The organism is Vreelandella zhuhanensis (assembly GCF_009793355.1).
GTDB lineage: Bacteria > Pseudomonadota > Gammaproteobacteria > Pseudomonadales > Halomonadaceae > Vreelandella > Vreelandella zhuhanensis.
In genome coordinates this window covers 21,293-44,885 of the sequence record NZ_WTKP01000002.1, presented here as the reverse complement: position 1 = coordinate 44,885, position 23,593 = coordinate 21,293, and the positions used below count along the sequence as shown (strand labels likewise).

19 protein-coding genes are annotated in these 23,593 nt (G+C 58.2%); 10 read left to right on the top strand and 9 right to left on the bottom strand.

The genetic code is table 11. The features are described 5' to 3' along the window. Window positions 1–25: 25 nt before the first annotated feature. Window positions 26–817 carry a creatininase family protein gene (locus tag GPM19_RS02515; RefSeq protein WP_160417322.1) on the bottom strand — a complete coding sequence of 264 codons (792 nt, stop codon included), beginning with the start codon at window positions 815–817 and terminating at the stop codon, window positions 26–28. A gap of 224 nt (window positions 818–1,041) precedes the next feature. On the opposite strand from GPM19_RS02515, the gene GPM19_RS02510 reads away from it, so the two are divergent. Further along, window positions 1,042–3,177, top strand: coding sequence for a PhoX family protein (locus tag GPM19_RS02510; protein ID WP_160417321.1), 2,136 nt, complete (start codon window positions 1,042–1,044; stop codon window positions 3,175–3,177). Between the two features lie 27 nt (window positions 3,178–3,204). Here the strand turns inward: GPM19_RS02510 and GPM19_RS02505 are convergent, their stop codons facing one another. Genes GPM19_RS02505 through GPM19_RS02495 form a run of 3 tightly spaced genes read right to left on the bottom strand, consistent with a single transcriptional unit; the run spans window position 3,205 to window position 7,397 of the window. Then, entirely contained in the window at window positions 3,205–3,990 is a 786-nt protein-coding gene (locus GPM19_RS02505; protein WP_160417320.1) for an FkbM family methyltransferase, read from the bottom strand. Beyond that, the gene (gene mdoH, locus GPM19_RS02500) at window positions 3,983–5,866 is read right to left on the bottom strand and encodes a glucans biosynthesis glucosyltransferase MdoH (protein ID WP_160417319.1); all 1,884 of its coding nucleotides are present in this window, start codon (window positions 5,864–5,866) and stop codon (window positions 3,983–3,985) included. Before mdoH ends, GPM19_RS02505 begins: the two co-directional genes overlap by 8 nt. Then, window positions 5,853–7,397 carry an OpgD/OpgG family glucan biosynthesis protein gene (locus GPM19_RS02495; protein WP_227842103.1) on the bottom strand — a complete coding sequence of 515 codons (1,545 nt, stop codon included), beginning with the start codon at window positions 7,395–7,397 and terminating at the stop codon, window positions 5,853–5,855. The genes mdoH and GPM19_RS02495 overlap by 14 nt, the downstream gene beginning before the upstream one ends. A 229-nt stretch (window positions 7,398–7,626) precedes the next feature. Here GPM19_RS02495 and GPM19_RS02490 point away from each other — a divergent pair, with 229 nt between their 5' ends. Next, window positions 7,627–9,228 carry an LTA synthase family protein gene (locus tag GPM19_RS02490; protein ID WP_160417318.1) on the top strand — a complete coding sequence of 534 codons (1,602 nt, stop codon included), beginning with the start codon at window positions 7,627–7,629 and terminating at the stop codon, window positions 9,226–9,228. Then, on the top strand, window positions 9,225–10,661 hold the full coding sequence (locus GPM19_RS02485; protein ID WP_160417317.1) for a mannose-1-phosphate guanylyltransferase/mannose-6-phosphate isomerase: 1,437 nt from the start codon (window positions 9,225–9,227) through the stop codon (window positions 10,659–10,661). The genes GPM19_RS02490 and GPM19_RS02485 overlap by 4 nt, the downstream gene beginning before the upstream one ends. Before the next feature lie 19 nt (window positions 10,662–10,680). Here the strand turns inward: GPM19_RS02485 and GPM19_RS02480 are convergent, their stop codons facing one another. The 4 genes from GPM19_RS02480 to GPM19_RS02465 form a co-directional block, all read right to left on the bottom strand. After that, window positions 10,681–11,031: a DUF4870 family protein gene (locus GPM19_RS02480; RefSeq protein ID WP_160417316.1), complete on the bottom strand. Its 351-nt coding sequence runs from the start codon at window positions 11,029–11,031 to the stop codon at window positions 10,681–10,683. Window positions 11,032–11,055: 24 nt separating this feature from the next. After that, a complete protein-coding gene (locus tag GPM19_RS02475) occupies window positions 11,056–12,006 on the bottom strand; it encodes a lysophospholipid acyltransferase family protein (protein ID WP_160417315.1) in 951 nt (316 codons plus the stop codon). 5 nt (window positions 12,007–12,011) lie between these two features. Next, window positions 12,012–12,410: a DUF4870 family protein gene (locus GPM19_RS02470; protein WP_202114658.1), complete on the bottom strand. Its 399-nt coding sequence runs from the start codon at window positions 12,408–12,410 to the stop codon at window positions 12,012–12,014. Window positions 12,411–12,589: 179 nt separating this feature from the next. Then, window positions 12,590–12,970 (bottom strand): VOC family protein, encoded by a 381-nt coding sequence (locus GPM19_RS02465; protein WP_114485880.1) that lies wholly within the window; start codon window positions 12,968–12,970, stop codon window positions 12,590–12,592. A gap of 45 nt (window positions 12,971–13,015) precedes the next feature. Between GPM19_RS02465 and GPM19_RS02460 the strand changes: the two genes are divergently transcribed. The 6 genes from GPM19_RS02460 (at window position 13,016) to GPM19_RS02435 (ending at window position 20,621) form a co-directional block, all read left to right on the top strand. Further along, a complete protein-coding gene (locus tag GPM19_RS02460) occupies window positions 13,016–13,687 on the top strand; it encodes a class I SAM-dependent methyltransferase (RefSeq protein WP_160417314.1) in 672 nt (223 codons plus the stop codon). Window positions 13,688–13,810: 123 nt separating this feature from the next. Then, window positions 13,811–15,238, top strand: a complete 1,428-nt coding sequence (locus GPM19_RS02455; RefSeq protein WP_160417313.1) for an MFS transporter — start codon at window positions 13,811–13,813, stop codon at window positions 15,236–15,238. Window positions 15,239–15,315: 77 nt separating this feature from the next. Further along, window positions 15,316–17,118, top strand: coding sequence for an acyl-CoA dehydrogenase (locus GPM19_RS02450; RefSeq protein ID WP_160417312.1), 1,803 nt, complete (start codon window positions 15,316–15,318; stop codon window positions 17,116–17,118). A 104-nt stretch (window positions 17,119–17,222) separates the two neighbouring features. Then, a complete protein-coding gene (locus tag GPM19_RS02445; RefSeq protein ID WP_160417311.1) occupies window positions 17,223–18,854 on the top strand; it encodes an acyl-CoA synthetase in 1,632 nt (543 codons plus the stop codon). Window positions 18,855–18,869: 15 nt separating this feature from the next. Next, entirely contained in the window at window positions 18,870–19,718 is an 849-nt protein-coding gene (locus GPM19_RS02440; RefSeq protein WP_160417310.1) for a 3-hydroxybutyryl-CoA dehydrogenase, read from the top strand. Window positions 19,719–19,847: 129 nt separating this feature from the next. Further along, a complete protein-coding gene (locus GPM19_RS02435; RefSeq protein WP_160417309.1) occupies window positions 19,848–20,621 on the top strand; it encodes an enoyl-CoA hydratase-related protein in 774 nt (257 codons plus the stop codon). A gap of 97 nt (window positions 20,622–20,718) precedes the next feature. Here the strand turns inward: GPM19_RS02435 and yghU are convergent, their stop codons facing one another. After that, on the bottom strand, window positions 20,719–21,597 hold the full coding sequence (yghU, locus tag GPM19_RS02430) for a glutathione-dependent disulfide-bond oxidoreductase (protein WP_160417308.1): 879 nt from the start codon (window positions 21,595–21,597) through the stop codon (window positions 20,719–20,721). 117 nt (window positions 21,598–21,714) lie between these two features. On the opposite strand from yghU, the gene GPM19_RS02425 reads away from it, so the two are divergent. Continuing rightward, a complete protein-coding gene (locus GPM19_RS02425; RefSeq protein WP_160417307.1) occupies window positions 21,715–23,403 on the top strand; it encodes a putative bifunctional diguanylate cyclase/phosphodiesterase in 1,689 nt (562 codons plus the stop codon). Window positions 23,404–23,593 lie beyond the last annotated feature (190 nt).

Below are 23,593 nucleotides of genomic sequence, written 5' to 3'. Positions count from 1 at the left end.
TTCGATACCGACTGCCGGCACGTGATCAGCGTGCCGGCAGTCGCATGGAAGCAAGCTCCACCACCACATCGGCAAGCGCTGCGGCGTAGTGTTCGACCAAGCGGCGTCCAAGCTCGGCACTGGCCAGAGTGGCGTTGCCAGCCAAGCCTTTCGGTGTCAAGTCTTCCGCCAGCCAGGCAAGCGATGCCTGACCTTCCAGGCCCAAGCGACCGCCTTGGGCTGCGCCAGACTCACCGCTAAAAGCGAAGTTTCCCGCATGCTGCATGGCGACTTTTTCGGGCGCCAGATGCAGCATCATGGCGGTTTCCACGGCCCCGCCATGCAGGCCGTGGCGCCATTCGTTGGTGGGTAGCAGATCCACCGGTGGCGACAGGCGAGTGTAAGTGGTCTTGGCTACCCACATGGCATGACGCCGTCGTAAGGTGAGGGCGGCGATATCCATCACCGCCTTGTTGCCGCCATGACTATTAAGCAGCATCAGTCGTTTGATACCGGCGCGCGCCAGGCTGTCGCCATAGGCTTCCAGAGTGGCAATGACTAGAGGCGCGGGTAGACTCAGAGTGCCACTGAAACTGATATGTTCGTCACTGGCGCCTACCGCCAAGGCGGGCAAACACAGAACGTCTGGGGTGGCGTGGCGAGACGCAAGGGCTTGCAGCATGGCCTCCTGCAAGCCCAGACCGATATCCAGATCCGTGGAAAGCGGTAGATGAGCACCATGCTGTTCGATAGCACCAAGTACCAGCACCGCCACCGGGTCGCGTTCGGCGCAGGTGGCCAGCCCCGGCCCGCTTAAATCATGCCAGTGAGCTTGCATGCCTTCTCCTTTTTCCTGGATTTGTCGAGTACGTATCTATCGACTCGGAAACGCCGCCATCACTGCATCGGCAGTTCACTTTTAACCATTGAATACCCTGTTCCTTCATAAAACTAACATCAATGGCTCATTCAACTGTCATTTCCAGAACCTACCGTTCCAGGTGACCAGCTTTTGCGTTCACAGCAATTTGCGTTCACAACAAGTTCACAAGCGAGGCCACCATGAGTAAGCAGATCGAAGATCATCGCCTATTTAACCATAGCGGCAATCAGCCCTTTGCCGAGGTGCTTGCCAAGCATGTATCACGCCGTGATGTGATGCGCGGAGGGCTGGGATTAGCTGCAGCCTCCATGCTGGGCATGGGGGTGACCTCTAAAGCCTTGGCCTCGGTATCCGACAGGAAACCGCTGGCGCTCGCCTTCGAAGCGATTAGCGGCGCCCACAAGGACGCCGTGGTCGTGCCGGAAGGTTACACCGCTCAGGTTCTCGTGCCCTGGGGTACCCCGCTGAAGGCCGGCGACCAATGGCATCCTGCCCAGGCGATGACCGCCGAGCAACAGGCCGCCAGTGTCGGCATGCACCATGACGGCATGGCCGGCTTTGCACTCGACAACCAGAGTGCGTCGCATCGCTTTGTGCTGGCGTTGAATAATGAATACATCGATCAAGACGCTCTTTGGTCAACCGAGGGCGGCCCGACCAATGCCGAGGAAGGCAAACGCCCGGCCGAGGAGTCACGCACTGAAATCAATGCTCACGGGGTGACGCTGGTGGAAGTGCAGAAGGATGGCGAGGGCCGCTGGACGCATGTGCCTGGCTCGAGCTACAACCGCCGCCTTACCAGTGCCACGGTGATGGATCTGGGTGGCCCCGTAGCGGGCAGCGACTACGTCAAGACCCGCTTCTCGCCGAACGGTGCCCAGACACGCGGCACCAACAACAATTGCGGTAACGGTGTCACTCCCTGGGGCACCTACATTGCCTGTGAAGAGAACTGGCCGAATATTTTCGTCAACACTGGCGAACGTTTCATCGACGATGCCCGTATCGGCATACCGACCGAGCGCAGCCGCTACGGTTGGGAAACCTCCGCTGGTGATGTCAGTGAAGACGATGACGAATTCGCGCGTTTCGATGTCACGCCGCGCGGTGAAGGTGCCACCGATGACTACCGCAACGAAGCGCGTACCTTTGGTTATCAGGTCGAAGTCGATCCTTACACGAATCAGCACGCGGTCAAGCGTACGGCGCTTGGCCGCTTCCGCCACGAAGGATGCTGGATAGGCAAGCTGGAAGCAGGGGAGCCGGTTGTTTTCTATTCCGGCCACGATGCGCGCAACGAGTATGTCTATAAATTCGTCTCCGAGGCGTCCTGGGATCCGGCGGATGGCAATCGCCCCGGTGAGCAGTATGACCGCCTGGCCATTGGTGCCAAATACATGGACAAGGGCACCCTCTACACCGCGCGCTTCAACGCTGATGGCAGTGGCGAATGGCTGCCTCTGACGCCCACCGCCACCAGCCGCGACGGACGTCGACTGGCCGACGCGCTGGGACTGGCTGAGGATGACCTGGCGGGTGTTATCGTGCATACCTGCGATGCGGCTGACTTGATGGGGGCCACGCCGATGGATCGCCCTGAGTGGGCCACCGTTGATCCGGCTTCCGGTGAGGTTTACTTGACGCTGACCAACAACAGCCAGCGCACCGAAAAAGCCAGCTCTCCCACCTATACCAACGATGGTGAAGACATTGCCCAGCCGGGTATCGGCTTCAAGACAGCGCCGACCAACGCGGCCAACCCGCGCCCCGACAATGGTGCGGGGCATATCATCCGCTGGCGTGATGATAAGCACAGCAATGCCTTCGGCTGGGAAGTGTTTGTTTTCGGCGCCGGTGTCAACGACGCAGATAACCTGTCTGGTCTGACGGAGCAGAACCAGTTCGCCAGCCCCGATGGCTTGTGGTTCGACGAGCGCGAAGGCGGTGAGGGTATCCTCTGGATTCAGACCGACAACGGCTATGAAAGCATTACCCAATACACCAACGATCAGTTGCTTGCCGTGGTGCCCAGCGCGCTGAAGGCGGGTAAGGGTGGCGGCGACCCTGTGGTGAAGCAGAACAATCAGCACCATATCAAGCGGTTTGCCGTCGGCCCGAACGGCTGCGAGGTCACCGGCATCTTCACCACGCCTGACAAGACGGCGCTGTTCATTAACATTCAGCATCCGGGCAATTGGCCCGCGGACGACGCTTCGTTGGCACAAGATGCCACCCGTGAAGCATCGGGCAGTGTCCGTCCACGTGCGGCCACCGTGGTCATTCAGAAAAAAGACGGTGGTCCAGTGGCCGTTTGATAGAAGCATGAGAGCGCTGTGGTCTGGCTAATTGAACAAGCAATGATCCGAACGACAGGCGTAGATATCGCCCGAGGCCAGGGCGTCTGCGCCGCTTTCCAGCCATTGCTCCATCCTGTGGGCGGGTTGCCAGTGTGGCCAGAGAAAACGGCGCTGCTCGCCACTCACGGCGTTATAGCGATAATCGCCCAACTGCTCCAGGCGCGAAATACAGGCATTGCCCACACTCAGGGCGCCCGCCACGACTTCAAACGACAGCGCCGGCACGGCATGGCTGAGCCCTTTCAGCACCTCCGCTTCAAAGCCTTCCACGTCGATCTTGATGAAGGCCGGTTGGCCGTGCTCACCAATCAGCGCATCTAGGGTGGTCACCGGCACCCTGAGTTGCTGCTCCCAACGAACCTGACGAAAATCGGGGTTGCATTGGCCGATCTGCTCACGCCATTCGCTTGCCAGTGTCGCCAGAGTCGGGTGGGTGGCACTGAGGGCAATGTCGGCATGACCCGCCTCAGCGCCGGCCGCCATCTCCAGCAAGGTGATCGACCGGCTTCCCAGCAAGCGGGCAAGCCAGCGAGCCAGTTCCGGCTGTGGTTCCAGGGCGACCACTCGGGCGCCCAGGCTGCGAAAAGCGGCGCTGCGATCACCCAGGTGGGCGCCCACGTCGAAGGCGATATCGCCCGGCGCAATGAACGGTCGATACAACCGCCGCAAGCTTGTCTGACGACCGGGGCGCCAGTAGATGAATAATGACCGCCCCAGCCCGACGGCACCTTTTAGCCGCTGGGTAAGCGATGTCTCGACCCTTTCAGTCATCCAGTGAATTCCTTGGCGTGGCCCTGAGCGGCAGAGTGTCCCGGCTCGAAAAGCGGCGAAATGATTGAACCGGCATCTCTTTTGTCTGGTGTGGCGGCGGTTCTAGGAGCCGCTCGGCTATCGGCATGCCGCGATCCAGGCAGGCGGAAAAATGCCCCAGGACATTGGCTTCGGCGTATTCGACAGGCACCCCGAGCAAGGGCCAGGAGAGCGACCGGCTGGACAGTTGCACGACCAGCGTGGCCAGACTCAGCCCCAGCCAGACGGGTAGCAGCCAGACTGCCGCATTGACTGTCAAAAGATAAAGCGCCACTGCCCATAGCATACCTGCCAGGCTGATCCAGCGTGTATGGCGCCAAGCTTCTCTCCAGGTGACGGCGCGATCGGTACGTTGCTGAGGGAGCCAGGTGATGCTTTGACCACTCAGCATCGCCAGCAGGAAAAAACTATGGAGCACCATCATGAGCGGAGCGATCAATACAGCGAAAGCGCTTTCCAGAAGAGCATTCACTGCCAGGCGCACACGGCCGCCAAAGGCCTGCGGACGTTGTATCAATGCCAACGACACACCGAGCAGTTTGGGCATCAATAATAAACTCAGCGTGATGCCCAGCAGAGTCCAGGCGTGAGGCGGAACATCTCGAACGCTTGCAGAGCCGGGCGTGGCAAAGACGATATCCACTTGATAGAACGCCACGATCAGCAGCCACAGGAGGGATGCCATATAACTGAAAGCCCCCAGCAGAAAATGCAGACGGTTCAATGGGTGCAGGCCTGAACCACCCAGCAGGCGCAAATGTTGCAGATTGCCTTGTAACCAACGCCGGTCACGATTGGCGTAGTCGAGCAGATTGCCGGGCAGTCCTTCGAAACTTTCGCCCCAGTGGGTATCGAGCAACACCTTCCAGCCGCCGCGCCTCAATAGGGCAGCTTCCACAAAATCATGGCTGAGCAGATAGCCGCCCCAGGGGGGCGGGCCGCTGAGGGTAGGCATGCCGCAGTGGGCCATGAAGGCATGGGTGCGAATGATGGCGTTATGGCCCCAGAAATTGGCGGCATCGCCTTGCCAGAAACTCTGCCCCACCGCCAACATCGGGCTATAAAGGGTGGCGGCGAACTGAACCATGCGGCCGAACATGCTGCGCTGGCCGATGGGAATCGGTACGCTTTGAATCAGGCCCACATCCGGCTGGCGCTGCATTGCGCCAATCATGCCTAACAGAGTGCGTCCGCCCATCAGGCTATCGGCATCCAACACCACAAAATAGCTGTAACGGCGCCCCCAGCGTTCACAAAAATCCATCAGGTTACCGGCTTTTTTCCCTTTATTTTCCTCTCTGCGGCGATAGTGCACCCTAAGCTTTCCGGCCAGGCGTTGCTGCAATCCGGCGACCAGGGCTTGCTCCCGGGCAGCAATTTTCGGATCTTGGGTGTCGCTCAACACAAACGCCTCGATATGCGCATCGACCGGCCCGTTGGCCTCTTCCAGCAACGACAGGCAACTCGCTTCAAGACCGGCAAGCGTCTGTTCCGGTGGCTCGTTGTAAATCGGCATGATCAGGGCGGTGCGGCTAGATAGCCGCGTGGAATCCGCCTCACCTCGGCATGACGTGGGCAAAAGCGTTATCGGGTCGCGCCTGGCCAGCATCAGCACAAACCCGATGAGGGAGCTCCAGAATGCCACCGTCAACCAGTTGAAGGTAAGTGTGAACAGCAACCAGGCGCCTACTTTCAGGGGTGTCAGCCCGACCTGTTGCATCAGCTGCCACATCATCAGGCTGCCGAGCGTGCTGCTGCCTAATGTGAGGATGGCGAAAACAAGGCGGCGTGTGCCTTGCCAGGCAATGGCGGTAGCTGCGCGCTCAGTCGGAGACATCGCTACCTCGCTTTATGCCGAGTGCGTCAAGCTCCTCCGGGTACCAGGTAAAGTGCCAGGTTTCACTCAATGGGCGCCCGTGCAGCGCCAGCCATAGGCGTATGTCGGCGGGCTCGTGAGAACTGTCGACACGAAAGCTGGCTCGCCAATCGCCGTTGGGCAGGCGGTGAACCTGAAGGTCGGAGATTTGGCTTTGCCCGGCCTCCAGCCTCGCTTGTACGGGTTGCCCGGCCGATAAACCGGAAAGCTGGTCACCCTGAAAATCGATGATGAAGCGGCGTTGGGTAACGGGGTTGGCTTCTTGGCTTCCGGGAATGCCTGCCGAGCCTTGACGCGTACGCACGACCTTGGCCAATGCATGTCGGGCAAGGTCCGCATCGAAGGTATGTGTCATGTACCGGTAATGGCGGCTATTGCCCGCCTGCATGGCTTCGGCAGGTACCCAGTAGGCAACGATATTGTCATGGGTTTCATCCGGGGTGGGCAGTTCGACCAATTCGACGTGACCTTCCCCCCATGACTCCAATGGCTCGATCCATTGGCTGGGGCGACGATGATAATGCGCTTCTTTATCCAGATAATGACTGAAACGCCGCTTGCGCTGTACCAGCCCGAAGCCCCCGGGCGAGGCATCCTGAAAGGCGGAAATGCGTGGCCTGCGTGGATTGTGCAATGGATGCCAGATCCATTCGCCGTGCCCGGTTTGAGTCAGAAACCCCTCGGAATCATGCACCCGAGGCCGAAAATCATCCGGCGGCGCGACACTGGTGTCACCATGGGTAAACATGCTGGTAAGCGGAGCGACACCCAGCTTGTCAATATCCCGGCGAGCGAACAGGCGGGCCTCGACGTCCACACGGCTCTGGTGGCCGGGTTGGATATCGAAACGATAGGCGCCGCTAAGCGAGGGGCCATCCAGCAGGGCCAATACCGTCATGTGGGTGTCCTCGGCCTGGGGTTTGACCAGCCAGAATTCACGAAACTCGGGAAACTCCTCGCCGCCGGGGGAGGCGGTATCGATTGCCAGGCCACGGCCGGAAAGTCCATAGGCTTGGTTGCGTCCCACCAGACGAAAGTAGCTGGCGCCCAGAAACACCATGAATTCGTCGGCGTAGTCAGCATTATTGAGGGGGAAATGCAGACGAAACCCGGCATGGCCGGCACCGCTCAAGTCTTCCTCGAGCAGCCCGGCAGCGTCATCATCGTAGCGATAGAAGTCGCTGGAGAACTCCAGCGGTGTGATTTGGCCTTCCTCGATGAGAAACAGCTTCACCGGTGTCTGAAACAGAAAGCCACTGTGAAACAACTGTACCGAGAACAGACTCTCGTCTTTCCATATCGCCTGTGCCGGGTCGAAGCGAATCTGGCGGTAACTATCATAATCCAGCTTCTGAAGCGCGGCAGGCAATTTGGCACTTGATGCCTGATAAGAGACTTCAGCCAAGCGTTGCGCACGTTCGGTGAGTTGGGAAAAATACGCCTTGGTTTCGGCATTCACCACACCTGACAACAGGATGTATAGCAGGGTCATGCTTGACGCATTTTTCAGCATCGGACTTTTCAGTAACGGGCTTGTCAGCAAAAGGCTTGGCAGCCGCAAGAAGGGCATGGACTCGCATCCTTGAAGATAATGAAAATAACCCGGCCGCAAGGCGTGAATAAGTGCAACAATAATTGTACGCTTGAACAGTAAAGTTCATTTTTGTCTAGCTTGCCAGAAAAAAGCCTACCTTGAGGATAGCCATGAACCAACGAACCTCATGAAAAGATTGCTGCTGAGCACGATGGCGCTCAATGCGATGCTATTAGCGCCGCTATGGTGGCGTTTCGGTGAGCTGTTTCCCCGGCTATTGGCTTGGGAAGCCTTGAGTGTGGCGGGGCTTTGCATGCTGCTGCCCCATCGTGGTGGCGGCCGTTGGTTACGTCTTGCATTGCTTGTCTGGGTAATGTTGACGGTATTGATTGGGCTGGGAGAGGCCGCCACTCAACAGGTATTCGGTCGCTCATTGAATCTGTATCTGGACGTTCCGCTGCTGCGTTCGGTGTATCACCTTCTGGAAGGCAACCTGGGTAGCTTCGCGGCAACCCTGGTGATGGTCATCGGCGCAGGTCTGATAGGCGCCGCAGCCTGGATGCTGTGGCGCGGGCTCTCTTTCACTCCTCCCTACTCGTTAAGCGCCAGGTCGGGGCAGTTGGCCCTGGTATTCGTCGCCTTGGGCGGTTTGATGAGCATATTGGAACTGGCGGGACAGCGACCGCTTGCCGTTGGGCGAACGCCCTTGCTTGACACCACCGGCTTTCAAATCGAACAAGTGATGACGACGCATCATGCTCGGCAGGTGTTTCGTCAACGCCTGGCAAAAACGCCGATCATGGCGCAACCTTTGCCCGGGCTTGAGCAACGTGATGTATTGCTGGTGTTTATCGAATCCTATGGGGTGACGGCGATACAGGACCCGCGCTATCGAGACGCGGTCTTGCCCACCTTGCACGAGATGCGTGAGCGGCTGGAAGCCGCTGGATTGCATCTGGTCTCTGGCGTGCTCGAAGCGCCGGTGCGCGGCGGCCAGTCCTGGCTCTCCCACGCCACTACGCTCAGTGGGCTATGGATCGACAATCAACTCTGGTACCGGCTGATGCTGGAAAGTGGCCAAAGCACCTTGGTGGACGATTTTCGCGCTACCGGCCAGCGGACCCTCAGTGTCATGCCGGCCATCACCATGGCTTGGCCGGAAGGCGAAGCCTACGGTTTCGATGAGATTCATGCCGCCTCCGACATCGACTACGCCGGGCCGCCGCTGAACTGGGTCACCATGCCCGATCAATTTACTTTGGATTACTTTCAACGCCATCTGCGTGAGCCTGGGCCGGTGTTTGCGCAAATTGCCCTGATCAGTAGCCATGCGCCTTGGACACCGATTCTCCCGGTACTGGACGACTGGGAAATGATCGGTGATGGCGCGGTCTTCGCCCCTTGGGAAAATGCTGGCGATCCACCGGAAGTGTTGTGGCAGGAGATCGAGCGTATCCGCGATCATTACGCCTGGTCGGTGGATTACTCGCTCAAGGCCGCGGCACGCTGGGCCGAACGCGCAGCGAACAAGGACAGCCTGATCATTCTGATCGGCGATCATCAGGCGGCTCCCTTGATAACCGGCGAAAACTCCACCAATGATGTGCCGGTACATATCATCAGCGGGGACACCGCACTGCTTGCCCCTTTTCTGGCACACGGCTTCGTACCGGGCTCGGTGCCGGAAGCCACAGACGATGCCCCTGGCATGCATCGCCTGCGACACTGGTTACAGCAAGCGTTCGGCAAACAGGCACAACCAGCCATCTCCGCAGGAGCAGCCCAATGATTCAGCCTGTGATTCTCAGCGGCGGCAGTGGCACGCGGCTATGGCCGTTATCACGCCGTGACTACCCCAAACAATTTCTGCGCTTGACCGGTGAATCCAGCTTGTTGCAGTTAACTCTGGTGCGCCTGGACGGCCTGAATACGCTGCCTACTATTGTCATCGGTAATCAGGCGCATCGTTTCCTGCTGGCCGAACAGTTACGCGAAACCGGGCATGCCGCACGGATCATGCTCGAACCGGAAGGGCGCAATACCGCTCCGGCAATTGGCTGTGCCGCTTGGTTTGCGTTGCAGGGCGGTGATGACCCCTTGTTGCTGGTGTTGCCCGCCGACCATCAGATTCGCGATACGGCGGCATTTCATGCCAGCCTGAAAGCCGCGCAGCCGCTGGCCGAAGCTGGTTATCTGGTGACGTTTGGCGTGGTGCCTGAGCGAGCCGAAACCGGCTACGGCTATCTCAAGTGTGGTGCGGTAGTGGGAGAGGGGTTCGAGCTTGAACGCTTTGTGGAAAAACCCGACCTCAGCCGCGCCGAGACCTATCTGAAAGAAGGGGGCTATTTGTGGAATGGCGGTATCTACATGGTTCGTGCCTCGATCTATCTCAATGCCTTACAGCGTCTTCAACCGGGCATGCATCGGGCCTGTGAACAGGCCGTGGCATTGGCCGAGGAAGACCTGGATTTTTTGCGTTTAGATAGCCAGACGTTTTGTCAAAACCCTTCTGATTCCATCGACTATGCCGTCATGGAACCGCTGGCTTCGATTGAAGGTACAGAAGGCGTAAAAGGTGCCGCGGTGGTGCCGCTTGATGCTGGTTGGAGTGATATCGGAAGTTTTACGGCGTTGTGGGAAGTCAGCGACAAGAATGACCTAGGCAATGCTACCGAAGGGAACGTCTGGACGGTCGATAGCCGCAATCTTCTGGTGCGGGCCGAACATCGCTTGGTGGCCACTCTGGGGCTGGATGATCTGGTTATCATCGAAACATCGGATTGTGTTCTGGTGGCCAGGCGTGATCAAGGTCAACAAATCAAGACATTAATGACCGGGCTGGAACAAGCCGGGCGAGAAGAAGCCAGTCGTTCGGCACAGGTGCATCGCCCTTGGGGCAGTTTCACCGCAGTGGACCGTGGGCAGCGCTATCAGGTCAAGCATATCAGCGTAGCACCTGGTGGGCGGCTATCGTTGCAGCGTCATCATCATCGTGCCGAGCATTGGGTGGTCGTCAGCGGTACCGCCAAGGTCACATTAGGTGAAACGACCTTTCTGGTCAGCGAAAATCAGTCCACCTATATTCCCATCGGCGAAGTACATCGACTGGAAAATCCGGGCAAGATTCCGCTGGAGCTGATCGAAGTACAGTCAGGCGCCTACCTGGGAGAAGACGATATTCAGCGCCTGGATGATGCCTACACCCGCCTGAACGATAAATAAAGGAATCGTCAGGTGCCTGTTACCAGAGCCAGCTATCCGGGCGGGCGGGCGGTTGCTGTTTGCGGATGGCCAGCCAGCCGAGTATGCAACGTACCGCTAGCCAGATGGCGAGTAACGGCCAAAGCAGCACGCCTATATAGATGATACTCAGCACGAAGGCGATGCTGGAGTACAGCATGCCGATCCAGAAGGTGCGGATCTGGTAGCGATAGTGCGTCTGCAACCAGGGGGCGGCATCCTTGCGATAGACGTAGGCAATGATCACGCCGATGAACAGAGTGAGGTTGGCGGTGAAAATGCCGGCCAGGTAAAGCCCATAGATAATCTGTGGTGTGCGGGTTTCATCGCGGGAAATGTACGTTTGAGACATGGTTCTCTCGTTGGTGATACCGGCTCAGTAGAGCCGGAAAGAACGGTAATCAGGATGGCCTTGCTGTTCTTCGGCCACTTTACGGTAGCGTTTGTATTCCCACTGATACTGAGCGGCATCCAAGGCAATGGCGGCTTCCACGCTGGCGTTGACGCCGGTGGCGGATTCCAGCTCATCTTCGGCGTAGACACCTGAATCGGCATCGATGAAGTGAATCTCGAAGCCCTGCCCCGGCACACGCTTGGCCACCCCCACGACGACACGCGCCTGGGTGCGCGCCACCAGTTTGGGTAGCAGGGTGGCGGTATAGGCATCGCGGCCGAAAAAGGGAGCGAACACGCCACTGCCCCAGTCGGGCTCCTGGTCGGGTAGAATGCCGATCGCTTCGCAGCGTTTGAGCGCCTTGAGCAAGGCGGCTACGCCACGCGGGTTGGTGGGTACCAACTTTGCCCCCATGCGCTCCCGGCCATGACGAATGACCGGATCAAGCTGATGAATCTTGGGCGGTTCGTACATGGCGGTAAACGGGAAGTGACTGGAAAGCCAGAAATTGAGCACCTCCCAATTGCCGAAATGCGGCGCCAGCACAATCACCCCGCGCCCCTCGGCACGCGCTCGATCGAGCTTGTCGCTTCCGTGAACCGCGATAATACTGGCTTCCACCCGTGCGGGGTCGGCCATCCAGGCATGGCCCAGCTCAAGCATGGTCGCGGCGGAATGTACCAGGCTTTGGCATGCCAATCGGCGACAGGCGCTTTTATCCAGTTGGGGATAGACCACCCTCAGGTTGCGCTGGGTGATATTGCGTTCACGTTTGCTGAAACGATAAGCCAGGGGACCGAGAATCTTGGCCAGGCGCCAGATGCGTCGAAGCGGCCAGCCGGATAACCGGTGCCATAGCCAGGCAATGGCCCCCGCCCGCGTAAAAAGCGGCACGGCAGCAGTCGTTTCAGGCGTCGGGTCATGGTCTGCCATAGGCGCTACAGCCACCAGGTGGTCACATTAGCGGGTGCTTGCTGTCGTTGCAGCCCCTTGATTCCCTTGACACAACGTATCACCAGCCATACCACGGCAATCAACCAGGTGACGAAGCCAATCAGTATCAAGGTCAATAAGGCAGAAACCGAGAAATAGAGCAACGACAGCCAGAACGTTCGAATCTGGTAACGGTAGTGGTCATCGAGCCAGCTGGGCCCGCCGCCGCGGTAAACATAGGCAATCACCACACCGAGAAGTGATGTCAGCCCGCCGGTGGCAATGCCGGCAAGCTGCAGGGCGTAGCCCACGATCGCAATGGTGGTGTCGGGGGAACGCCGCTGCTCGGCAATAGCATGATCATTGGTATTGCCGAGGTTGTCCGGCGTTGCATCGTCATTCATACACAATCCTGGTCACAGACGAGTTGAGCCGCTGCAATCGAGCCCGGTGGCAAAGAATGGCTGATAAAATGACTGAGAGTAGCGGCTGAAACAGTTGTTGAAAAAGAGTTGTTGAAAAAGTGCTGCTGAAAAAATTGTTGAAAGAGCGGCCATGATAACGCGAGTGGCCTGGCTTGGCATCAACGTGCAGGGCGGCAGATTTCCAGGAGATTGCCGTCCGGGTCGCGCAGATAGATCGATTCGATCGGGCCTGTCGCGCCTTGGCGGGCTACCGGACCGAGCTCAATCTCGATATTCAATGCTTCCAGGTGTTGTTGAAACTCTTCCAGAGGCAGCTGGCAGCGCAGGCATAGATCAAGACTGCCGGGGGTCGGGGTGGCGGATATCGGAGCAATGTCGGTATCCGTCTGGTGCAAGCGCAGGGCGGTATCGCCGAGCAAGAGGTCGACCCGCTGGGTATCGCGATAGCGCACTTCCAGTCCCAATACGCGGGAATAGAAGTCCACCGCGCGTCCCATGTCGGTAACAGTAACGACAAGATGATCCAGACCTGAGAGCATTCCTACTTCCTTAACAGATAATCGTGAGCCAAAGAGAATACGACGATGTTGTCCTGTCCGCTATGTGCCAATGACAATCCGGTGGCTTATCACCATGATAAACGCCGCGATTACCACCAGTGTGCCACGTGTGAGTTGGTATTTGTTCCCCCTTCCCAGCGCCTTGACCCCGCTCAGGAAAAAGCCGTCTACGATCAGCACGAAAATTCTCCGGATGATCCGGGCTATCGACGCTTTCTAGGCCGCTTGTTCGATCCGTTGCAAAAGCGCCTGGCACCGGGCGCTTGTGGGCTGGATTTTGGCGCAGGCCCGGGGCCAACGCTCTCGGTGATGTTCGAGGAAGTCGGCCATCCGATGACGCTTTATGACCCCTTCTACGCGCCGAATACAAGCGTGTTCGAGCGTGACTACGATTTCATCACCGCCACCGAAGTCGTCGAACACCTGTTCGCTCCAGGCGACGAGCTTGCACGGCTGCTAGCCTTGATCAAGCCAGGTGGCTTTTTGGCAATAATGACCAAGCGCGTCCAGGGACCGGAGGCCTTTGCCCGTTGGCATTACATTCTCGACCCCACGCATGTGTGTTTTTTCAGTGAAGAGACCTTTCGCTGGTGGGCGCAACAGCACGGCTTGGTAGCGGTCTTTCCGCATGCGGATGTGGTGATCATGCAAAAGCTTTCAGCATGCAAAACCGTTAATTATGCCAACACTGGATAACCGCCGGAAAAATCATTGACTTTATAGGCGTTGAAGCAATAATTGCGCGCCGCAACACAGCTCGCGACACACCATGTCCGGTGATGAGTGGGTACATTCCGTTTCAAGATGGTGAGGTTATTCATGTCGCGGCAACTACTGGCCATGGCCCTGGCGCCCCTGTTGGGGCTGTTCATTCTGGGTATCGGCAATGGCTTTCTGGCCACCCTGATCACGTTGCGGATGGACGCGGCGGGAGAGTCAGCGACGATGATCGGTGTGGTCTCCTCGGCCTATTTTATCGGTCTTGCGCTGGGGGCCATGGTCAACGACCGTCTGCTGCTGCGTATCGGTCACATTCGTGCCTATGGCAGCTTCGCCTCGCTGGTGGCGGTCACCGTCTTGCTTCAAGGCCTGTTTTTCGAGCCCTGGGCCTGGTTCGTGTTGCGCCTGATCGGTGGCTGGGCCACGGTGGGTGTCTATCTGGTCATCGAAAGCTGGCTTCTGACCGCGGGAGAGCAGAAGGTGCGCGGTCGCCTGCTGGCGCTGTATATGATCTCGCTTTACGCCGCCGGTGTGCTCGGCCAGCTGCTGCTGGGCGTGACCGATGCCATGGGTGTCACGGCACCGTTCATGGTGATCGGCTTGCTGGCCTCGCTTTCGGTATTGCCGATGGCGATGATTCCGCGTGTATCGCCGTTGATCGAACATGCCGAGCCGCTGCCTCCGCATCGCCTGATTACGCTCACCCCCACCGGTGTGGTGGGCAGTTTCGGCTCGGGCATGCTGGTGGCGGCAGCCTATTCATTGCTGCCGCTTTACTTGCAGCGTATCGGCCTGGGAGTGAGCCAGGTGGGGCAAATGATGGCGGTGGTGATTCTCGGCGCCATGCTATTGCAATACCCCATCGGGCGTTGGTCGGATCGTCATGATCGCCAGATGGTACTGATTGGTATCAGTATCTTTTGCGTGCTGATTTCCGTCGCCATGCTGGTTCTGCCAATGAATACGCCCTTGTTGATAGGCTTGCTGTTCTTGCTGGGCGGCGGGGTATTTGCGCTTTATCCGGTGGCGGTCAGCCACGCCGCCGACCGGGCGCCGGCGGGGGCGCTGGTGCGCATGAGCCAAGGCTTGCTGTTGATCAACGCCCTGGGTTCCACGATAAGCCCCTTGATGATTTCTCCCTTGATGACTGCCTTGGGCGATGCTGGCTTGTTCTGGGCCTTGGGGGGCTTGAGCGCTATCTTTCTTGCCTTCTTCAGTTGGCGGCGCAGTGTACGTCCGGCCCCGATACCCGTGGCGCCCTTTACCGCGACCACACCGATGTCCGCCGCCGGGGCGGAACTGGTGGTGACCGAGGAACTGATCAAGGGCGCCACGGAGCACGAGCATATGGAAGATCTTTCCCATGCGGTGGCGGACGTGGAAGTGGCCGAACCCTTGGCCGGCCCTCCGACACGCGATGAGGAACACGTTCAGTACTTTGACGTGAACGAAACTGACGAGAATGAAACTGACGCCAACACGAACACGGGTTCTGAAACGGGTCCTGAGGTGCAACCAAGACGTTAGGCTAATGGTGTGTGAAAAGTAGTGAATCTACTATCCCGGGTAGAAGAATCACTAATTTCACCATCCGAGGTCTTTTCATGAATTATTATGCCGCGCCAGTGCGTGACCTGCGCTTTGTGCTCGAAGAGCTGCTCGAGCATCGCTCACTGGCGTTGCCGGGCTTCGAAGAAACCAGCCCTGATTTGGTCGAGGCGGTACTTGAGGAAGCTGCCAAGCTTGCCGGGGATGTCTGGGGACCGCTCAATGCCAGCGGTGACCATCAGGGCTGTCAGCGTCAGGAAAACGGCGATGTCATGACGCCGAAGGGTTTCAAGGACGCTTATCAAGCGTACGCGGAAGGCGGCTGGAACGGCATCGGGGTCTCCGAGGAACTGGGCGGGCAGGGCCTGCCAGAAGTCGTGGCAAGTTCGGTTCAAGAAATGCTTCACGGCGCCAACATGGCCCTCGGCCTGTGCCCGATGCTCACCGCGGGTGCCATCGAGGCGCTTTCCCATCATGGTAGCGACGAACTCAAGTCCGTTTACCTATCCAAGTTGGTGGAAGGTGCCTGGACCGGCACCATGAATCTCACCGAATCCCAGGCGGGGTCGGATCTTTCCCAGGTGCGTACCCGCGCCATCCCTTGTGAAGAGGCCGAAGGCGATCACTATCGCGTTTTCGGTCAGAAAATCTACATTACCTGGGGTGAGCACGACTGCGCCGAAAACATCATCCATCTGGTACTGGCACGCAAGCCCGATGCGCCGCAGGGCAACAAGGGCATTTCGCTGTTTCTGGTTCCCAAGTTTCTGGTCAACGCGGATGGCTCCCTGGGCGAGCGCAACGACGTGGTGTGCGCCTCCATCGAGCATAAATTGGGCATTCACGGCTCGCCCACCTGCACGCTGAGTTTCGGCGAGAAAGACGGCGCCATTGGCTATCTGGTAGGGCAGGAAGGTCGCGGGCTCAACCATATGTTCACCATGATGAACGAAGCGCGTCATAAGGTAGGCATTCAAGGTATCGGTGTGGCCGAACGCGCCTGCCAGCATGCCTTCGCCTACGCCCAGGATCGCGTGCAAGGCAAGACGCCCAAATCCCGAGGTGGCAAGGACTGCACCATCAGCGATCACCTGGATGTACGCCGCATGTTGCTTTCCATGCGCTCGCGCACCGACGCCCTGCGTGCCCTGGCACTGTACTGCGCCGCCGAGCTGGATACCGCGCGTCGCAGCGCCGATGAAGGCGAGCGCCAGACCGCTCAGGCGCGAGCCGATGTACTGATCCCGGTGGTCAAGAGCTTCTCCACCGATCAAGCTGTGGAAATCGCCTCTCTGGGCATTCAGGTGCATGGCGGTATGGGTTACGTGGAAGAAACCGGAGCCGCTCAGCTGCTGCGCGATGCGCGTATCGCGCCCATTTACGAAGGCACCAACGGTATTCAGGCACTCGATCTGGCCGGGCGCAAGCTGCAACGTGACGATGGCGCGGCGCTTTCGGGACTGCTGGATGACGTGGAAACCACGGCCCGGGAGCTGGACGAAAATGCAGCACTTTCCGGCCTGGGTCAGAGCTTGGCGGCGGGCGCCGATGACCTGCGCGCCGCCATGGCCATCGTGCTGGGTCAAGGCAAAGACCCGGATAACGGCCCCGATGCCGTCCAGGCGTATGCAACGCCGTTTCTCAACCTGGCCGGCCATGTGCTGTGTGCCTGGCAGATGGGTCAGTCCGCACTCAAGGCCCAGGCCGCGTTGGACAACGGCAGCAATGATCCTTTCTATCGCAGCAAGACGCTCAGCGCCGACTACGCTATCAAACAGTGGTTGCCGGTGGGCCGTGCTCAGCGGGCGGTGATCGAGGCGGGCATGCAGAGCCTGAGCGCCTTCGATGTAAGTGTCTGACGGATTTCATGTCGCCGGTGGCTTTTTCGGTCATCGGCGGATCACTATCTTCCGACTTATCCGCACCGTCAGACATAACACTTCACACCTGGAGCTTAGCCCTCATGTCCCAGAACATCTTCGAGCAAGGCCTGCCCAAGACGACGGCCAATTTCGTGGCGCTTTCACCGCTGACCTTTATCGAGCGCACGGCGTCTATTTATCCGGATTACCCGGCGGTGGTACACGGCAGTATTCGCCGCGACTGGGCCACCACCTGGGAGCGCTGCCGCCGTCTGGCGTCGGCACTGGAAAAGCGCGGCATCCAGCCGGGCCAGACCGTGGCGGTGATGCTGCCCAATATCCCTGCCATGTTTGAAGCGCATTTCGGGGTGCCGCTGGCCGGTTGCGTGCTTAATACCTTGAATATCCGCCTGGATGCCGATGCGATCAGCTACATGCTGGCGCATGGCGAGGCCAAGGCGGTTCTGGTCGACCCGGAATTCGCCGATACCATCAAGGAAGCGGTGTCAAAGCTTACGCACAAACCGCTACTGATCGATGTCGCGGATGTGGAATTTCTGGGTGAAATCCAGGGCATCGGTGAAATCGAATACGAAGCGCTGCTTGAGGAGGGCGACCCGGACTACGCCTATCAGTTGCCGAAAGACGAGTGGAGCGCCATCTCGCTCAACTATACCTCCGGCACCACCGGCAAGCCTAAAGGCGTGGTGTATCACCACCGCGGCGCTTATCTCAACGCGGTGAGCAATATCATGGAATGGGCCATGCCTCACCATCCGAACTACCTCTGGACGTTGCCGATGTTCCACTGCAACGGCTGGTGTTTCCCCTGGACGATTGCCGCCAATGCCGGGACCAGCATTTGCTTGCGCAAGGTCGATCCGAAAAAGATCATGCAACTGATCGCGTCGGAAAACGTCACCCATTTCAGCGGCGCCCCGATCATTCTCAACGGCATGGTCAATCTGCCGGCGGAAGACAAACATGAATTCGACCATCCGGTAAAAGTCACCACGGCCGGTGCCGCACCGCCCGCCTCGGTGATTGCCGGGGTGGAAAAGCTCGGCATCGAAGTCACCCATGTCTACGGCTTGACCGAAGTGTACGGGCCGGTGACCGTCTGTGCCTGGCGCGAGGCCTGGAATGAATTGCCGCTGGAAGAGCGTGCCAGGATCAAGGCCCGCCAGGGCGTGCGCTACCACATGCTCGAAGCGTTGTGCGTCGCCGACCCCAATACGCTGGAGCCGGTGCCCAAGGACGGCGAGACCATCGGCGAAATCCTGATGCGCGGCAACAACGTGATGAAGGGTTACCTGAAAAATCCCGCCGCCACCGAGCAGGCACTGGAAGGCGGCTGGTATCACACCGGCGACTTGGCCGTCTGGCACGCCGACGGCTACATCGAGATCAAGGACCGCTCCAAGGACATCATCATTTCCGGTGGGGAGAATATCTCCACCATCGAAGTGGAAAACGCCATCTATGATCACCCGGCGGTGGAAGAAGCCGCTGTGGTGGCCAAGCCGGATGAAAAATGGGGCGAGACGCCTTGTGCCTTCGTCAAGCTCAAGGTGGGATATGGCGAGGTCACCGAGGACGATATCATCGAGCATTGCCGCGAGCGTCTGGCGCGCTTCAAGGTGCCGAAAAACGTCATTTTCACCGACTTGCCCAAGACCTCCACCGGCAAGATTCAGAAATTCGTGTTGCGTGAAGAAGCGCGCAGTCAGTAATCCAGGGAGAGCAAGATGAGTGATAAAGCGATTGGCGTCGTCGGCGCCGGCACCATGGGCCAAGGGATTGCCCAAGTCTTGATCTCAAGTGGCTTCGATGCCCAGCTTTACGATGTGGCCGATGAACAGCTGGGCCGAGCCCACAGCAACATTGAAAAAGGCTTGAGCAAGCTGGTGGCCAAGGACAAACTCAGCGAGGCCGACAAGAATGCCGCCCTGGCGCGTCTTTCCACCTCCACCGCGCTGGATGCATTGAGCGACTGCGAGGTGATTATCGAAGCCGCGCCCGAACAGCCCGCCTTGAAGGAAAAACTGTTCCGCGACTTGAGCCACCTGAGCAGCGACGCGATTCTCGCCTCCAACACCTCATCGCTTTCGCTGACGCGGCTGGCGGCGGTGTGCGAACGCCCTGAACGCGTGGTGGGCATGCACTTCTTCAACCCGGTACCGGTACTCAAGCTGGTGGAAGTGATTCGCGCCGAACAGACCAGTGACGCCACGGTGGAGCGTATCGAACGCCTGGCCGAGGCATTGGGCAAGACCGCGGTACCGGTGGGCGATTCTCCCGGCTTTGCGGTCAACCGCCTGCTGGTGCCGATGATCAACGAAGCCGCTTTCCTGGTGCAAGAGGGTGCCGCGACGCCGGAGGCGGTGGATGCCGCCATGAAGCTGGGCGCCGCTCACCCCATGGGGCCCTTGGCGTTAGCGGATTTGATTGGTCTGGATGTCTGCCTGGCGATCATGAATGTATTGCAGGATGGTTTCGGCGATCCTAAATATCGGCCTTGCCCACTGCTCAAGCGCATGGTGGACGCGGGCTATCTGGGACGTAAAACCGGCCGGGGCTTCCACCGTTACGACTAAGCCCTGAAGGGAGACGACCAAAGAAGTGATTGCCTACCAACCAAGCGTTCGCTAGGGTTGGTGGGTGAACCTTTTTTAGTAGCCATTCTTAATAACAGTGTTTTTAATAACAACGCAAGGAGCCCCTGTATGAGCGAAGCTGTGATCGAAAAAGTCGATAACGATGGTGTCGTCCGCCTGACCATCACTCGCCCCAAGGCCCTGAATGCGCTCAACAGCGACGTATTGAGCGCCCTGGAAGCGCATCTGGTCGAGCTGGAAGCGCACCCTGATCTGCGCGCCGTGCTGATTACCGGTGCCGGTGAGAAATCTTTTGTTGCCGGTGCCGATATCACCGAAATGCGCGACAAGACCCCAGAGCAAGCACGAGCGTTCGCCTCTCAAGCCCTGCGTACCATCAAGCGTCTGGAAGAGCTACCGGTGCCGGTGGTCGCCTTGGTGAACGGGTTTTGCCTTGGCGGCGGCTGCGAACTGGCGTTGGCCTGCGACTGGGCGGTAGCCAGCGATAACGCGGTATTCGGCCAGCCGGAAGTCTTGCTGGGTGTGATTCCCGGTTTCGGCGGCACCCAGCGCTTACCGCGGCGTGTCGGCCCGGCCATGGCGATTGACCTGGTCACCACTGGCCGCAAGATCAATGCCGAGGAAGCCCTGCGTATCGGTCTGGTCAACCGGGTGATGCCTCAGGCGGAGCTTGATGCCTATGCCGATGAGTTGACCAAACAGCTTTCCGGCAACGGCCCCCAGGCGGTACGTAACGCCAAGCAAGCCGTTCACGATGGTATGGACCAGGATCTCAGCAGTGCCTTGGCACTTGAGACCAGCCTGTTCGCGCTGTGCTTTGCCGGTGAAGAGCAAAGCGAAGGCATGGGCGCCTTTGTTGAGAAGCGCAAGCCCAACTTCTGAGCTTGAGAAACAACTCGATCAACGGCAGTGGGAATAACCCCATTGCCGTTTTTTATTCAACAAAGCTAAAAACGGCCCTGACGGGCCGTTTTGCATGCTATCCATTAACTTTTTCCTGCAGCTTATCTTGGGTCTTATGCTCGAAGTCGCTGGCGGCGTGGCGCTCATGCAGCTGTTCATGGGGTTCGCCCCAGGTACGGTTGACCATGCGGCCACGTTGTACCGCCGGGCGCTGGGCAATTTCCTCGGTCCAGCGCAGCACGTTCTTGTAGGTATGGGCGTCGAGAAATTCAGCGGCTTCGTATACCTGGTTGGTCACTAGAGCGCCGTACCAGGGCCAAATCGCCATATCGGCGATCGTATAGTCCGCGCCCGCAATAAACCGCTGATCGGCTAATTGTCGATCCAGGACGTCGAGCTGACGCTTCACCTCCATGGTGTAGCGGTCGATCGGATACTGGTATTTCTCCGGCGCATAGGCGTAGAAATGACCGAAACCGCCGCCCAGCATCGGGGCGCTGCCCATTTGCCAGAACAGCCAGGAGAGGCATTCGGTGCGCTTGGCGATATCCTTGGGCAGGAAGGCGCCAAACTTTTCCGCCAGATAAAGCAGAATGGCGCCGGACTCGAATACCCGCTGGGGCGGGGTCATGCTCTGGTCCAGCAGAGCGGGAATCTTGGAGTTGGGGTTGACCTCCACGAAGCCACTGCTGAACTGGTCCCCTTCGGTAATCTGGATGAGATGAGCATCGTATTCGGCTCCTTCGAAACCCAGTGCCAGCAGTTCCTCCAGCAAAATGGTGACCTTGACCCCGTTGGGTGTGGCCAGGGAATAAAGTTGAAGCGGATGTTTGCCTAGGGGGAGCGATTTTTCATGGGTGACTCCGGCTTCGGGGCGGTTGATATTGGCAAATTTACCGCCGTTGCCCGGTTCCCATTTCCAGACGCGGAGTGGCGTGTAGGTCTCGTCGCTCATGGAGTTTCCTCCCCAAGGATAAATATGATTTAGTTTACTAGGCTGTAAGGGTTAAACGAAAAACTATGCCTTGCTTGCCTTTCCATTGGCCGAAGTGACACCAAAAGGAGTTGTGAAATGGTTAGCTTCCCCAAGGCTTCAAGCCATCCGTTAACCGATGTTTTTCACTGGCAGGATTGGCCGGAATTCTGCCGGACGGCCTTGCGGATTGTTGTGCTGATGATTCTTCTAGCATTGGGCACTCTGATTGTTTATGCAACGGGTGGCACACGCTACGCCTATTCTTATCTGATGCTCTTGCCGGTGCTGCTGGGGGCTTCGTGGTATGGGATGTACGGCGCGCTCCTGGTAGCCTTGGCGGCAGGGTGGTCGATGGCAATCATGCCGCTCGATGTGAGCGGCAACGTTTCGCAAAATACCGCCAGCTGGTTGGTACGCTTAACCATGTATCTTTTGATCGGAGGGTTTTCAGGTTTTCTTTTCAGCAGGTTGCGCCACACCTATGCTTCTCGAGAGACATTGATGCGTACCGACCCTGGGTCGGGTCTACCTAACCGAGTCGCGCTCCAGAAGCACCTCAGCCATGCATTGAAGACGGCATCCCTCAAGGCGCAGGTGGGTTTAGTGCTGGTGCGGCTGGTTGATATAACCGACGTTCTCGAAGCAATGGGTATGGATGCCTCTGACGAGCTGGTGGCCGAAATAGGTCGACGTTTCGATCAATTCGGCTCTCAGAGTGTGGGTATCTACCGTTTCAGCGGTGCGGAGCTTGCCGTGGTGGTGAGCGGCGTCGATCGCGCTTGCATCGAGCGAATGGCTCAACGCTTGATCGATCTTGGTGAAGAAAACATCATCGTGCGCGGGGTGCCGGTACGCGTGCAACTTGTTATGGGGAGCAGTCTTTCGCCACAGGATAGCCTTTCGGACCCCGGTGAGTTACTTCGCCAGGCACGCATCGCCTTGTTTTCGGCGACCGAAAAGCAGCGTTCGCATTGCCATTACGACTCGTCCTTAACGCAGCGCAGCATGGAAACCATTGCATTGATCTCACAGGTACGCACCGGCCTTGAGCTCAAGCAATTCGAGCTGCATTTTCAGCCCAAAGTACGCCTTGCCGATGGTCATGTGTGTGGCAATGAGGGGCTGATTCGCTGGCGCAATAAGAGCGGCGAATTTCTCGCACCGGCAATGTTCATGCCCAAGGTGGAAAATACTACGCTGATCTCACCGGTCACGCATTTTGTGATCGGTGAGGCGTGTCAATTCGCTCTTGAGAATGAGGGCGTGATCAGCATCAATTTCTCGGTGCGAAATTTGCTCGATGATGACTTGCTCGACGAACTGGAAGCGTTGGTCAAGCAGTTGGACCTGGCACCTTCACGCCTGGAAATTGAAATTACCGAAAGTGCGTTAATGCTCGATATGGTGGCCACCAAGCGTGCGTTGGAGCGACTGCGACGCTTTGGCTTTAGGGTTAGCATTGATGATTTCGGTACCGGATTTTCCTCTTTCGAATATCTGCAGTACCTTCCCATAACCGGTCTCAAGATCGATAAAGCTTTCATAGATGATCTGGCGGTAAGTGAACGCTCACGCAAGCTTGTCGCTTGTCTGATCAACGTCGGCCATGCGCTAGAGTTGGAGGTCACCGCAGAAGGTGTCGAGACGTTGGCGCAGCATCGTGCACTGCGAGAGTTGGGCTGTGACCAGGCCCAGGGCTTTCTTTACTCAAAGGCGTTGCCCGCGAAAAAATACAGGGACTGGTGTGACGCCTATGGCGGGCGTCGTGAGTCGCTTTTGGTTTGAACAAGGACGGTCTGAACAAGGATGGTCTCGATGGAAAAGTTCCAGCTCTATCTGGAAGAACAGGTGAGTCATATGGCTTCCAGTACCTCTGCATTATTGGTGCTGGTATTGGTGTGATCTGCCGATCGGGTTGCCGTTGACACCCGAAAAAATTGATCCAGTCTGTAGAGAGGATACTTCGGTTAAAAAC